General features: G+C 67.1%; 12 protein-coding genes. 1 reads left to right on the forward strand and 11 read right to left on the reverse strand.

The window, feature by feature from the left end:
- Window position 1: 1 nt before the first annotated feature.
- Genes F8178_RS08920 through iolC form a run of 11 tightly spaced genes read right to left on the reverse strand, consistent with a single transcriptional unit; the run spans window position 2 to window position 12,044 of the window.
- The gene (locus F8178_RS08920) at window positions 2-862 is read right to left on the reverse strand and encodes a sugar phosphate isomerase/epimerase (RefSeq protein WP_317494229.1); all 861 of its coding nucleotides are present in this window, start codon (window positions 860-862) and stop codon (window positions 2-4) included.
- Between the two features lie 31 nt (window positions 863-893).
- Complete coding sequence (locus tag F8178_RS08925; protein ID WP_317494230.1) at window positions 894-1,898, reverse strand: Gfo/Idh/MocA family oxidoreductase; 1,005 nt, start codon at window positions 1,896-1,898, stop codon at window positions 894-896.
- 13 nt (window positions 1,899-1,911) lie between these two features.
- Window positions 1,912-2,757, reverse strand: coding sequence for an ATP-binding cassette domain-containing protein (locus F8178_RS08930; RefSeq protein ID WP_317494231.1), 846 nt, complete (start codon window positions 2,755-2,757; stop codon window positions 1,912-1,914).
- A 5-nt stretch (window positions 2,758-2,762) separates the two neighbouring features.
- Window positions 2,763-3,851, reverse strand: coding sequence for an ABC transporter permease (locus F8178_RS08935; protein WP_317494232.1), 1,089 nt, complete (start codon window positions 3,849-3,851; stop codon window positions 2,763-2,765).
- A gap of 6 nt (window positions 3,852-3,857) precedes the next feature.
- The gene (locus F8178_RS08940) at window positions 3,858-4,838 is read right to left on the reverse strand and encodes a substrate-binding domain-containing protein (protein ID WP_317494233.1); all 981 of its coding nucleotides are present in this window, start codon (window positions 4,836-4,838) and stop codon (window positions 3,858-3,860) included.
- A gap of 59 nt (window positions 4,839-4,897) precedes the next feature.
- Window positions 4,898-5,872, reverse strand: a complete 975-nt coding sequence (locus F8178_RS08945) for a TIM barrel protein (RefSeq protein ID WP_317494234.1) — start codon at window positions 5,870-5,872, stop codon at window positions 4,898-4,900.
- 16 nt (window positions 5,873-5,888) lie between these two features.
- Window positions 5,889-7,388 carry a CoA-acylating methylmalonate-semialdehyde dehydrogenase gene (locus F8178_RS08950; protein ID WP_317494235.1) on the reverse strand — a complete coding sequence of 500 codons (1,500 nt, stop codon included), beginning with the start codon at window positions 7,386-7,388 and terminating at the stop codon, window positions 5,889-5,891.
- A gap of 28 nt (window positions 7,389-7,416) precedes the next feature.
- Entirely contained in the window at window positions 7,417-9,297 is a 1,881-nt protein-coding gene (gene iolD / locus F8178_RS08955) for a 3D-(3,5/4)-trihydroxycyclohexane-1,2-dione acylhydrolase (decyclizing) (RefSeq protein WP_317494237.1), read from the reverse strand.
- The gene (iolB, locus tag F8178_RS08960) at window positions 9,297-10,184 is read right to left on the reverse strand and encodes a 5-deoxy-glucuronate isomerase (RefSeq protein WP_317494238.1); all 888 of its coding nucleotides are present in this window, start codon (window positions 10,182-10,184) and stop codon (window positions 9,297-9,299) included. The genes iolD and iolB overlap by 1 nt, the downstream gene beginning before the upstream one ends.
- Window positions 10,181-11,068, reverse strand: a complete 888-nt coding sequence (locus tag F8178_RS08965) for an aldolase (protein WP_317494239.1) — start codon at window positions 11,066-11,068, stop codon at window positions 10,181-10,183. The genes iolB and F8178_RS08965 overlap by 4 nt, the downstream gene beginning before the upstream one ends.
- Window positions 11,061-12,044, reverse strand: a complete 984-nt coding sequence (gene iolC / locus F8178_RS08970) for a 5-dehydro-2-deoxygluconokinase (RefSeq protein WP_317494240.1) — start codon at window positions 12,042-12,044, stop codon at window positions 11,061-11,063. Before iolC ends, F8178_RS08965 begins: the two co-directional genes overlap by 8 nt.
- A 277-nt stretch (window positions 12,045-12,321) precedes the next feature.
- Here iolC and F8178_RS08975 point away from each other — a divergent pair, with 277 nt between their 5' ends.
- Complete coding sequence (locus F8178_RS08975; protein WP_317494303.1) at window positions 12,322-13,305, forward strand: LacI family DNA-binding transcriptional regulator; 984 nt, start codon at window positions 12,322-12,324, stop codon at window positions 13,303-13,305.
- Window position 13,306: the final 1 nt, after the last annotated feature.

Raw genomic sequence — 13,306 nt, forward strand, 5'->3', positions numbered from 1 at the left:
TTCACGCGGCCAGCTCCTTGGTGACCCGCTCCAGGTTGTAGGTAAGCGACGCGCGTGCCCGCTCCTCCCAGGCGAATACGCATACGGTCGCGATCCCGTCGAAGTCCATCGCGTGCAGCGTCGAGAAGAACTCGTCCCAATCGACCTCACCCTGGCCGATATCCAGGTGCTGGTGGATCCGTGCCGGGTTGCCCGGCGGGTTCGTGATGTAGCGCAGCCCCGACGACCCTTTATGGTTGAACGTGTCCGAGATGTGCACGTGCCGCAGCTTGGCCCCGGCGTAGCGCATCATCTCGGCGATCCCACCGGCCCCGTCGGACAGATGGAAGGTGTGCGGCGCGCAGTACAGGTAGTTCACCCACGGCTTGTTGATCGCGCGTACCAGGTCGACACCGGGGGCGTTGAGCTCGCAGAAGTCGTCCGGATGCGGTTCGAGGTTCAGGGCGATGCCTTCCCTCTCGAACACGGGAAGGAGCTCCTCCATCGACCGCCAGAACTGCGCCTCGCTCTCCGCAGGGCGTTCCGGCCTACCGTTGAACTCGGAGTTCATGACCTCGCAGCCCAGCTCGCTGGTGATCTCGATGGCGCGCTTCCAGTACCGCACGGCGGCTTGTCGCTCGTCCTCGTCCGGACCCGACCAACGGTACAGCGGCAGAACGGACGCGAGCTGCACTCCTGTCTCGGTCAGCGCGCGTTTGAGCTCGGCGACCCGGCCGTCGTCGGCCCTGGGATGCAGGAAGAACGGCAGGAAGTCCTCTCGGGGTGACAGCTCGATGTAGGAGTAGCCGATATCGGCGACCGTACGGACCATCTCGGTCAGTGACAGGCCGCGGAGCATGAAGGGGTCGACCGCGATTTTCATAGCGTGCGCTCCTTGGTATGACTGGGATGCCTCAGGCGTAGAAGGGCGGGCGGTCGTTCAGGGGCACGTCCACGACCTCTCCGGTGTGCAGCGCCGACACGGTCGCGCCGCCGATCTCCGCTGCCGCGTACCCGTCCCATGCACTCGGTCCGGTGACTTCACCGTCGAGGACGCCACCGATCCACTCCTGGAACTCCACGTCGAACGCCTCCGCGAAGCGGGTCTTCCAGTGCTGGTGGAGGCCCATGCGCACCTGCCCGTGTGACCGCATCACCGCCTGGCTGGGTTCGGGCAGGGCCACGGTGCCGCGCTCGCCGACGGTCTCGCACCGGATGTCGTAGCCGTACTGGCAGTTGACGAAGACCTCGACGTCCACCCGCGCGCCGCCGGTCGTTTCGAACAGCATCACTTGCGGGTCGGTGAGGTGATCGAATCGCAGCGCTGTCGGCCGGGGAGTGAGCACCTGCACCGAACGGATTTCCTCGTCGAGTAGCCACCGCACCGTGTCGATCTCGTGAATCGCCGTGTCATGGGTGGCCATCGCCGAGTGGTAGGTCTCCGGGACGGTGGGGTTGCGGTGTGCGCAGTGCATCAGCAGCGGCGTACCGATATGTCCGTCGTCGATGGCCCGCTTCATCGCCCGGTACCCGGGGTCGTAGCGGCGCATGAACCCCACCTGCACCAGGTGCCTGCCGTGCGCGGATTCGGCCTCGACGATGCGCAGGCAGTCCTCCGCCGTAGTGGCCAGCGGCTTCTCGCAGAAAACGTACTTTCCGGCGTGTATCGCGGCGAGGACGTACTCCGCATGGGTCGGTCCTGACGAGGTGACCACCACCGCGTCCACCTGCGGATCGCAGATCAGGTCGTGGCCAGAGTCCACGGCGTGCGCGTTCACCCCGGACGCTACCTCTTTCGCGCGTTCGATATCCATATCGGATACGGCACACACTTCGGCTCCGGCAACCGAATCCGTCAACCTTCTGATGTGTTCCTGTCCGATCATCCCGGTGCCGATCACACCGACTTGGACGGTCATGGCACGCAACTCCTCATTTCGTCTCGCCCATACGGTGCTCGTGTAGCTCGTGTACCGCACCGACATCTGGGGCTTCCATCCGGCTGAGCTCGTGTTCGAGGGCTTCCAGCTCGGCCCCGCCCGCCATGTGGTGGGTGAGGTCGTCGAGGGTGAGCTCCGCGCGCGGAGCCGACAGGTCGACGGTGCCCTGTTTGAGGATGGTGAAGTGGTCGCCCACCATGAACGCGTGGTGCGGGTTGTGGGTGATGAAGATGACCCCGAGTCCCGCATCGCGGGCCGCGGAGATGTACTTCAGCACCACACCGGCTTGCTTCACGCCGAGCGCGGCAGTCGGCTCGTCCAAGATCAGCACCCGTGCGCCGAAGTGGATCGCGCGCGCGATGGCCAGCACCTGTCGCTGCCCTCCGGACAGCGTGTTCACCTGCTGATTGATGTCGGGAACCTGAATACCCATCTGGCGTAGCTCAGCGTCGGCCGTGGTGCGCATTTCCTCGGCCCTGAGCTTGCGGAACGGCCAGAAGCCGCTGGTTAGTTCGGACCCCAGAAAGAAGTTGCGCCACACCGGCATCAGCGGCACCAGAGCGAGATCCTGGTACACGGTGGCGATGCCACGGTCGAGGGCGTCCCTTGGCGAGGCGAACTTCACCGCTTTGCCATCCACCTTGTAGGTGCCGGTGCTGTGCTGGTGCAGACCGGAAATGATCTTGATTAGAGTGGATTTTCCCGCGCCGTTGTCGCCGAGGATGCAGCTTACCTCCGACGAACGGACGGAGATGCTGACGTCGGACAGCGCGTGGATGTTGCCGAAGTTCTTGCCGACTCCGGCGAGCTCGATGATGTTCGAGGTTGTCTCGGGCATCGTGGTTACCTCCTCGCGGTGCGCAGCCGCACCCACAGGTTGAGCACGGTGGCCACCAGCAGGGTCGCGCCGATGAAGAACATGAACAGATCGGCGTTCCACCCGGCGAAGACGATGCCCATGCGGGTCATGCCGAAGATCAGAGCACCGATTGCCGCGCCGATGGCCGTTCCCCAGCCACCCATCAGCGCACAACCGCCGATGACGCAGGCAGCGATGAACAGCAGCTCGTTGCCGACACCTTCGCCGGACTGCACGGTGTTGAAGCGGAACAGCTGGTGCATGCCGACGAACCAGGCCATGAACCCGACTGACATGAACAGTCCGATCTTGGTGAAGTTCACGGGAACACCAACCGCCCGCGCGGCGTCCGGGTTGCCGCCCGCCGCGTAGATCCAGTTGCCGACCTTGGTGCGCAGCAGGATCCAGGTAGCCAGTGCGACGAACAGGATCCACCACAGCACGGTGATCCGGACGGAGAACTCGCCGATGCTGACGTTGGTGGCGAAGATGGCCTGCGCGGAGCCGAAGCCGTCCATGTTCGCGATCGACTGGGTGGATACGCTTCCGGTCACCGCTCGCGTGACGGCGAGGTTGAGCCCCTGCAGCATCATGAACATCGCCAGCGTGACCAGGAAGCTCGGTAGCTTCGTCTTCACCACGATCAGCCCGTTGACGAAACCGATGGTCAGCGACAGCGCCAGCGCGACTGCGACCCCGATCCAGACGTTGGTGGAGAACTGGAACGCGAACATGGCCGCCGCCAGTGCCGAGGTGACCACACCCACGCCTGCCGAGAGGTCGAACTCGCCACCGATCATCAGTAGCGAAACGGCCACCGCCATAATGCCGATCGTGGAGCTGGCATACAGCACCGTCGTGAACGCATCAAGCGATCGGAACGGTTCCGCTATGGCCATGAACAGTACGAACACCGCGACCGCGCCCATCAGCGAACCGACTTCCGGGCGGTTCAAAAACCGGCGACTCAGCGATCGCTTGGCGACCCGAGAAGAGGGCACGCTATCGGGAGCCGATGCCGCCGCGTTGTGCGGAGGTGACGCGGGCTCCGCCGGAGTGGGTACCCGTGTCATGCGTTATCACCGCGTCCCTTCCGCCGCGTAGTCGGCAATCTCGTCGATGTTGTCGGCGTCCACGAAAGCGGGCCCGGTCAGCACCGGCTCCTCGCCGCCGCCACTGAAGTTGCCGTTGTGCGCGTAGAGCCAGAACGAGTTGATCGCGAGGTAGCCCTGCAGGTACGGCTGCTGGTCCACGGCGAACTCGATATCGCCTTCCTTGATCGCGTCTGCCGCTTCGGCGTTGAGGTCGAACGTGGCGACGGTGGCGTCGCTCCCGGCCGCGTCCACCGAGTCCAGTGCGGTCATGGCGAACGGTGCGCCCAGCGTCACCACGTAGTCGATGTCGGGATCCTCCTGTAGCTTGCCCTGCAGGCTTGACTGCACCGATGGCATGCTGGAACCGTCCACGTACTGTCGCTCCGTCTGTCCGTCGAACGCCTCGGCGACAGCGGCGCACCGTGTTTCCAGAGCCACGTGGCCCTGTTCCTGGATGACGCACAGCACGCTCTCGGCGTCGGTCTCGCTGAGCCGTTCACCGAGTGCCGTTCCAGCCAGCTCCTCGTCGGTGCCGAAGTACTGCAACACGCCCATGTCCGCCCAGTGGTCGATGCCGGAGTTGAAGCCGACGACAGGGATGCCCGCTTCATTGGCGCGTTGCACGACGTCGTTCAGCCCGTCCGGTGTCGCCAGGGTCAGTGCGATGCCGTCGACGCCCTGGTCGATCATGTTGTCCACCAGGTTGGCCTGTTCACGAACCTCCTCGTGGTTGTAGTACTGCAAGTTGATGTTGCTTTTCTCGGCAGCGGCCTCGGCGCCTGCGCGGACGATGTCGAAGAACGTGTCTCCGTCGACCCCGTGGGTAATCATCGCGATCTCCAGCTCGGGGGTGTCGACGTCGACCTCCTGAGCTTGCCGCCCGCCTTCCTCGCTGCATGCGGTAGCGAGCGCGAGCGCTCCGGCTAGGGTGACGGCGAATGTGGCTCGGCGTGCTGACTTCTTCATGGTGTGCACCTCACTGGGCGGTCGTGGGGCGGGACAGTTGCCCCGTGGATCTGACGTGGTCAGCCGTCCTCGGCGAAGCGAGGGATCGGCCGGGGACGGTCGGTACCGGACAGGCCACAGCTAGCCAGGTACTCGCGGGTACGGATCGCGATCGGCAACGGTACGTCAGGGGCGCATGGGTAGAGGTCTTGCTCGACGATGACGAACCGTTCGAGGTCCTGTGTGGACAACTCGTCAACGATGCTTGCCGGGTTCGGCACCCCGGCGGGCGGCTCGACGCAGACACCGCGCTTGACGGCTTCGCCGAACGACAGGCCCTCCTTCCAGACCTGCTCGAGCACGTCGGCGTCCATCTGTTTGATATGCACGTACTCCACGCGCTCGGCATACCGGCGGATCAGGTCGATGTTGTCGCCTCCGCCGTAGGCCACATGCCCGGTGTCCAGACAGAGGTTGGCGTAGCGCGCGTCGCTCTCGTTGAGGTAGCGTTCGATCTCTGCCTGGGTCTGGATGTGGCTGTCCGCGTGCGGGTGCAAGCACAGCCGCACGTCGTATTCGGACAGCAGGATCTTGCCCAGCTCGCTTGCGGCTCGGCCGTAGCCCGCCCACTGCTCGGCGGTCAGCGTGGGTTCCTCGGTGTAGGCCCCGGTCTTTTCGTCCCGGTACATCGGCGGGATGAACACCAGGTGATGTGCTCCCATCGCGGCGGTCAGCTCGGCGACCTGTCGGGTGCTGGCCAGCATCTCGTCCCACTGCTCGGGGCGGTGCAGCGCACCGAAGGTGGTACCGCCGGAGACCTGTAGCCCGCGGCTGTGCACCTCTTCGGCCAGCTGCCGCGGGTCGGTGGGCAGGTAACCGTACGGCCCGATCTCCAGCCAGGTGTAGCCCGCTTCGACCAGCTCATCGAGGAACTGGGTGTAGGGAACCTGATGCTCGTCCTCGGGGAACCACACGCCCCAGGAGTCCGGCGCGGACCCCAGGCAGAGGTTGCTGATGACCGCACGCGCGGTGGGTGAAAGGGAAGCGGTACTCAATGGTGCTCCTTGGAACTCAGCTGGTTGTGGGGAAGTGGAATGCCGCCCCTGCGGTGGTGTGGCTGGGTTGCGGCCAGCGGCTGGTGACGACCTTGTTGCGGGTGTAAAAGCGCACGCCTTCCGGCCCGTGCACAGGGGAGTCGCCGATCAGTGAGTCCTTCCACCCGCCGAAGGAGTAGTAGGACATCGGTACCGGGATCGGAACGTTGACGCCGATCATCCCGACGTGCACCTCGCGGCCGAATCGGCGTGCGGCATGGCCGTCGCCGGTGAAGATCGCGGTGCCGTTGCCGTAGGGGTTGTTGTTGATCAGCTCGATGGCCTCGTCGACCGTGCCTGCGCGCGCGATGGACAGCACCGGCCCGAAGATCTCCTGCCGGTAGGCGTCCATATCGGGCGTGACGTTGTCCAACAGCGATGGCCCGACGAAAAACCCGCTCTCGTGGCCGGGCACGGTTAGCTCGCGTCCGTCTACCACGACCGAGGCGCCCTGCGCGGCGCCGATGGTGACCGCGTCGATTACCCGTTGGCGGGCCTCGGCGGTGACCAGCGGTCCCATATCGGCGCCTGGCTGATCGCCAGGGCCGACGGTGACCTCGCCCGCTTTGCGGGCCAGGGTGTCCACCAGGGCGTCACCCGCCTCACCCACCGCGACACCGACTGACACCGCCATGCAGCGCTGCCCCGCCGAGCCGTATGCTGCGGCGGTGAGCTGGTCAGCTGCCAGCTCCAGGTCCGCGTCCGGCAGCACGACCGCGTGGTTCTTGGCCCCGCCGAGCGCCTGCACCCGCTTGCCGGCGTCGGTGGCACGGTCGTGCACGTAGCGGGCGATAGGGGTGGAGCCGACGAACGACACCGCGGCGATATCGGGGTGGTCCAGGATGGCATCGACCGCTTCCCGGTCGCCGTGCATCACGTTGTACACCCCTGCCGGCAGTCCCGCCTCGGCGTACAGCTCGGCGACGAAGTTCGCGGCCGATGGGTCGCGCTCGCTGGGCTTGAGCACGAACGTGTTGCCGGTGGCGATCGCGATGGGGTGCATCCACAGCGGGACCATGATGGGGAAGTTGAACGGCGTGATGCCCGCGCACACCCCGAGGGGCTGCCGGAAAGAATGCACGTCGATACCGCGCGAGGCCTGGTCGGTAAAGCTACCCTTGAGCACCTCGGCGATGCCGCAGGCGTACTCGACGATCTCGCGGCCCCGCACGATCTCGCCGCGTGCATCCTCGATGACCTTGCCGTGCTCGGCGGAGATGAGCTTGGCCAGCTCGTCCTCGTGGCGGACCAGCAGCTCGCGGAAGGCGAACATGATCCGCATGCGTTGGGTCAGCGAGGAGTCCTGCCAGGAGGCGAAGGCCTTACTCGCCGCACTCACTGCCGAGTCCACATCGGCCCGGTTGGCCAGCAGCACCTCTGCCTGTTCAGCGCCGGTCGCCGGGTTGTACACCGGTCCGGTGCGGGACATCGAGCCGGAGGCGCTTGCCCCGTTGATCCAGTGCTGGATGGTTGTCACGGTACGGTACTCCCTCGGTTGGCACGCCCTAGAGGTAGTGGCGTTGCTGCTGCTTATGGGCGGAATAGGTGTCGTAGGCCTTGCGCGTGCTGTCCAGTGCGGACACCTCGGACACAGGGACGTCCCACCAGCCGGAGCCCGGAGGGGCGGGCCCGAACAGGTCGGTTTCGATGTGCACCACGGTTGTGGTTGTGTTGGACTTCGCCTGCGCGATCGCCGAGCGGAACTCGTCGATGTCGCTGGCACGGATGACCTCGGCCCCGAGGCTCGCCGCGTTGGCGGCCAGGTCTACGGGCAACACCGCGCCATCCAGCAGCCCGGAGGTCGCCGAGCGGTAGCGGTACTGGGTGCCGAACCGCTGCGAACCCAGCTCCTCGGACAGCGAGCCGATCGAGCCGAAGCCGTGGTTCTGTACCAGGACCACGATGACCTTGATGCCTTCGGAGATCATGGTGACCAGCTCGGAGCTGAGCATCAGGTACGAACCGTCACCGACAAGTACCACGACCTCGCGGTCCGGAGCGGCCATCTTGGTGCCGAGGCCTGCGGCGACCTCGTAGCCCATGCAGGAGTAGGCGTACTCCACGTTGTAGGCCTTGGGCTCACTGGCCCGCCACAGCATTTGCAGGTCACCCGGCATCGACCCCGCGGCGTTGATCACCACGTCGGTCGCTCCCAGCGTGTCGTGCAGCGCACCGAGAACCTCGGTCTGCGCTGGCAGCGGCTGGTGGTCCCGCCGGAAGCATTCCTCGGTTGCTCGTTGCCACTTTGCGGCCAGCCGCGCCACCCGCTCCCGGTACGAGCCGTCGACCTGCCAGTCACCGAGTTCGGCGAGCAGCGCCTGCAGCCCGTGCCGGGCATCGGCCTGTACTACCACCGCCGAGTGCTTCACCGCGTCCAGCCGCGCGACGTTGATGTTGACGAAGGCGACATCGGGGTTGCCGAAGACGGTGTGGCTGGCGGTGGTGAAGTCCGAGTAGCGCGTGCCGACGCCGAGTACCACGTCGGCCTCGGCCGCCAGCGCGTTGGCCGCGGCGGATCCCGTCGAGCCGATGCCACCGACCGAACAGGGGTGGTCCGCGGGGATAGCGCCCTTGCCGGCATGGGTGTCGGCCACCGGGACGCCGGTGGCCTCGGCCAGCTCGCGCAGCTGCGCCTCGGCGCCGGAGTAGACCACCCCGCCACCGGCCACGATCAGCGGCTGGCTGGCACCGCGCAACGCCTTCGCGGCGCGAGCGATGGCTGGGGCCTCCGGCACCGGGCGGGCCACGTGCCACACCCGGCGCCGGAAGAATGCGACCGGCCAGTCGTAGGCCTCGGCCTGCACGTCCTGCGGCAAGCACAGTGTGACCGCCCCCGTCTCGGCCGGATCGGTCAGCACCCGCATCGCTGCCAGCGCCGCCGGGATGAGCTGCTCTGGGCGCGTGACGCGGTCGAAGTACTTCGACACCGGCCGGAAGGCGTCGTTGACGGTGACGTCACCGCCGCGGGTGTCCTCCAGTTGCTGCAGCACCGGATCCGGGGACCGGGTGGCGAACATATCGCTGGGAAGCAGCAGCACCGGCAGCCGATTCGTGGTGGCCAGCGCGGCACCGGTGACCATATTGGTCGATCCCGGTCCGGTGGAGGCGGTGCACGCGAAGGTTGCCAGCCGGTCGCGCATCTTGGCGTACGCCGTGGAAGCGTGCACCATCGCTTGTTCGTTGCGTGCCAGGTAGTACGGAAGGTCCGCCTCCCCGGTCTCGGCCGCCTGCAGCAGCGCCTGGCCGAGCCCTGCGACGTTACCGTGCCCGAAGATCCCCCACATCCCGGGGATCAGCCGCTGCTGGCTGCCGTCTCGCTCGCTGTACTGGGCAGCCAGGAAACGCACCAGTGCCTGGGCAGTGGTGAGCCGAACCGTCTCAGCCATCACGAACCACGCCCCTCGTGACTTCCGGTACCGAACGGTAGCCGCGGATCGATCTCCTGCTCCTGCCAGTGCTGGCGAATCCAGCCGTGCGCCGGGTCGTCGCAGATACGCCACGCCCGCTCCGGTCCGGGCCCAGCCATGACGTTGAGGTAGTAGAGGTCGTAGCCGGGCACGGCCATGGATGGCCCGTGCCAGCCGTGCGGGATCAGCACCACATCACCGGAGACCACCTCGGCGCAGACGTCGATATCCCCGGCTGCCGAGGAGTACACCCGCTGGTAGGCCATACCCTCCCCGCCCGGGCCGCCTGCGACCTCGAAGTAGTAGATCTCCTCCAGCTGGGTCTCGCCGTCGCGCTGCTCATCGTGTTTGTGCGGCGGGTAGGAGGACCAGTTACCTGACGGCGTCAGCACCTCGCACACCAGCAGCCGGTCGGCATCGAAGGTGTGCGGCAGGCAGTAGTTGTTCACCTGCCTGCTGCAGTTGCCCGCGCCGCGCAGCTCGGGTTGGGTTGCCTCGGCTGGCTGATAGCGGAACGGCAGCCTGCGTGCGCACCGGGAGCCAGGCAGCGCGAACAGCCCGCCGCGGTCGCTGCTGACGACCGCGGCGGCGTCGCGGGGTACGTAGGCGAAATCGGTCGGCCGGGCGAACACGCCGGTTCTTCCTGCCAGCGTGACCGATTCGCCGTCGCAGGTCACCGAGCAGCTGCCGGCCAGCGGCAGCACCAGGAGCTCGTCCTCGCCGGTCTCGACACGTTCGGTGCCGCCGGGCGCCAGCTCGAGCACGCGTAGGCCCGAGTAGTCCCAGCCCGCGGATTCGGGCGTGATCACCGTGCGGTACGGGCCCGCCGCGGTCGCCCCGTTCCTGAAGTGGTAGTTCGCGTTCACAGCAGGCTCACCGCCTCGTCCACAGCGCTCGCAACATCGTCGTCGTGCGGGTACAGCAGGGAACGGCCCACAATCAGGCCGTACACATTCGGGCAAGCCAGCGCCCGCGCCCAGGAAGCCAGCGCCGCGTCGCGGTCGGTGACCTCGCCGCCGAGCAGGAGCGCGGGCAGCGTTGTCGCGGCCATCACCCGCTCGATGTCGGCGACCGCGGGCAGCTTCAGCCAGGTGTGGGCCGAGCTACTCCCCAGACCGGAGGCGATCGTGACCGACCGGATGACCGCGTCCGGAGAGAGATCGTTGCGCAGCGTCCCCTGTGTCCAGTGGGACAGGAATGGCTCGATCATGGCGACGAGCTCGCGCCCTGCCAGCTCGTTCACCGCACGCGCCGAGGCCTCCAGCACCGCCGGGGTGCTGGAATCGTCCAGTGCGATCCGGGTCAGCATCTTGCCGCCGTCGAATCCCATTGCCTCGAGCGTGGCGGCGTCGTAGCCGGTGAACCGGTCGTCGATCTCGAAGACCGAGCCCGCCAGCCCTGCGCGGTTCATCGAGCCGATGACGACCATGCCCTCCAGCTCACCAAGCAGGAGGAGGTCGTCGAGGAGGTCGGCGGTGCCGAGAATCCCGGTCACCCCGGGGCGGCGCAGCGCGACGCGGATCCGGCCGAGCAACTCGGCGCGGTCGGCCATGGCATTCACCTCGGAGCCGACGGCGTTGGCGCCGCGCGCCGGATGGTCGGCCGCAATGATCATGGATTTGCCGCTGGAGCCGGTGGGGGACTTGGCGCGGGTACGTCGCGCGGCGGCCTCGACGACCGCCTCCGGTTCGTACACGCGGGAGCGGGTGATCTCGCGTAGCTGGGCATCGGGAATGCGGTGGTCAGGCATGGCTGGCCTCCGCGAGCTTGGCCTCGACCTCGGCCTCGGTCGGCATCGCGTCGGAGCAGGCCAGCTGGCCGGCCACGATGGCACCCGCTGCGTTGCCGAACCGCATCGTCTGCTCGCACGACCAGCCGGAGAGTAGGCCGTGGCACAGAGCGCCGCCGAACGCGTCCCCGGCCCCGAGGCCGTTGACCACGTCGACCGGGGCAGGCGGCACCTCGACCGGGCCGGTGCCGTCGTCGGCATAGACCCCGCGCGGGCCCCGCTTGACGACCGCCAGTGACACGCCGCGCCCGTGCAGCTCGGCGACGATCTTCTCCGGCTCCGAGCGGCCGAGGGCGGTCTCGCACTCGGCGATGTTGCCGACGGCGACCGTGACGTGTTCGAGAGCTTCGGCGACCACCTCGCGAGCGTGCTCGGCCGACTCCCAGAACATCGGACGGTAGTCCAAGTCGAGCACGGTTACTCCGCTGCGGCCGCGTGCCCGCAGCGCGGCCAGCGTCGCCGAGCGTGACGGTTCGGCACACAAGCCGGTCAACGTCACCCAGAAGACGCGAGCCTCACCGACCGCGGCCATGTCCACCTCTTCGGTGGCGATCTCCAGGTCGGGCGCCTTGGGCTGACGGTAGAAGTACAGCGGGAAATCGTCCGGCGGGAAGATCTCGCAGAAGGTCACCGGCGTGGGCAACCCAGGCACCGCGGAGACGTACCGGTCATCCACGCCGTAGCCGCGGAGTGCCTTGTGCACGAACTCGCCGAACGGGTCCTCGCCAGTGCGGGTGATCACGGCAGCACGATGGCCGTACCGGGCGGCCGCGACGGCGACGTTCGTGGGGCTTCCGCCGAGGTACTTGCCGAAGCTGGTGACGTCCGCCAGCCCGACGCCAACCTGCTGCGGGTAGATGTCCGCGCTGACCCGCCCCATGGTGATGACGTCGAACGGTCCAGGGCGGTCGTTGTCGCCGCCTGCGGTGGATACCACCGAGGTCCCTCCTCCGTACCTAGCCTGTTGGTGTGATCTAGAGCGCTCTACTAGCGCGCTCTAGTACTGAGTACTATGATGGCCATCACAGGCGGTGTCAAGGGGTCGTTGCCGACGATTCGGACAATGCTGGTACGTACGTTGATGACACGGCGACCGGCTCGCGGTGGCGGTCCCGGCCGCCGGGGCCTGCTCGGTGCCGCAGGCACGCGTGAACAGCGACGGAGACGGGTGAGGTATGCAGGAGCAGCCTGACGGGGCCGGGCGGCGCCCTACCATGGCGGACGTGGCGGCGCAGGCTGGGGTATCGCGCGCCCTGGTCTCGCTGGTCTTCCGCAACGCACCGGGCGCGAGCGAGCAGACCAGGCAACGGGTGTTCCAGGTGGCTTCCAAGATCGGATACCGGCCGGACAGCGCGGCGCGCATGCTGGCAAGCACCAGGACGCGCGTGCTCGGTGTGATGATCACGCTGCGCCATCCGTTCCACGCCGAGCTGGTGGAACAGATCTACCCGGCGGCCGAGGCGAGCGGGTATGAGATCCTGCTGTCGTCTGTGGCGCCGACCCACCCCGAGCACCGGGCTATCGAGGCGCTGCTCAGCCACCGCTGCGAGGGGGTGATCCTGCTTGGTCCTGAAGTCGAGCGGGACTACCTTTCCGCAGTGGGGGACAAGGTTCCTACGGTGGCTGTCAGCACCCGTGCCACCGGTATCAACGTGGACCTGGTGCGCTCCGCGGAGGCGAAGGGTGTGCGGCAGGCACTGGAGCATCTGGTCACGCTCGGGCACCGGAACATCGTGCACATCGACGGTGGTGATGGGCCCGGTTCCGCGGAGCGTCGCCGCGCGTACCGGGCGACGATGCGCAAGCACGGCCTCCGGGAGTACAGCCGGGTCATTCCCGGTGACCACACCGAGGCTGCCGGTGTGCACGGTGCGGAAGTGCTGTTGGGCGAGGGGAAGTTACCTACCGCGGTGCTGGCCAGTAATGACCGCTGCGCACTCGGTCTGCTCGACGCGCTCCGCAAGGCCGGGGTGCGGGTACCGGACGACATCTCGGTGGTCGGCTACGATGACAGTCACGTCGCAACTCTGTCCTATATCGACCTCACCACCGTGCATCAGGACGTCGACGGCATCGCTAAACGCGCAGTGGAAGCGGTCGTCGAGCGCATCGAGGACCGCGATCTCGAGCCACGGGAGATCGTTCTGGATCCCGGGCTCGTCGTGCGCGGTACCACGGGGCCGCCGCGCCAGGACTGAC

The sequence above is a fragment of the Haloechinothrix sp. LS1_15 genome, assembly GCF_033042135.1.
Taxonomy (GTDB): domain Bacteria; phylum Actinomycetota; class Actinomycetes; order Mycobacteriales; family Pseudonocardiaceae; genus Haloechinothrix.

Bases quoted from the DNA above. Each gene is read 5' to 3' on its own strand.
- F8178_RS08920 (WP_317494229.1), bottom strand. From the start codon at position 862: ATGAAAATCGCGGTCGACCCCTTCATGCTCCGCGGCCTGTCACTGACC.
- F8178_RS08925 (WP_317494230.1), bottom strand. From the start codon at position 1,898: ATGACCGTCCAAGTCGGTGTGATCGGCACCGGGATGATCGGACAGGAA.
- F8178_RS08930 (WP_317494231.1), bottom strand. From the start codon at position 2,757: ATGCCCGAGACAACCTCGAACATCATCGAGCTCGCCGGAGTCGGCAAG.
- F8178_RS08935 (WP_317494232.1), bottom strand. From the start codon at position 3,851: ATGACACGGGTACCCACTCCGGCGGAGCCCGCGTCACCTCCGCACAAC.
- F8178_RS08940 (WP_317494233.1), bottom strand. From the start codon at position 4,838: ATGAAGAAGTCAGCACGCCGAGCCACATTCGCCGTCACCCTAGCCGGA.
- iolD (WP_317494237.1), bottom strand. From the start codon at position 9,297: ATGGCTGAGACGGTTCGGCTCACCACTGCCCAGGCACTGGTGCGTTTC.
- F8178_RS08965 (WP_317494239.1), bottom strand. From the start codon at position 11,068: ATGCCTGACCACCGCATTCCCGATGCCCAGCTACGCGAGATCACCCGC.
- F8178_RS08975 (WP_317494303.1), top strand. From the start codon at position 12,322: ATGGCGGACGTGGCGGCGCAGGCTGGGGTATCGCGCGCCCTGGTCTCG.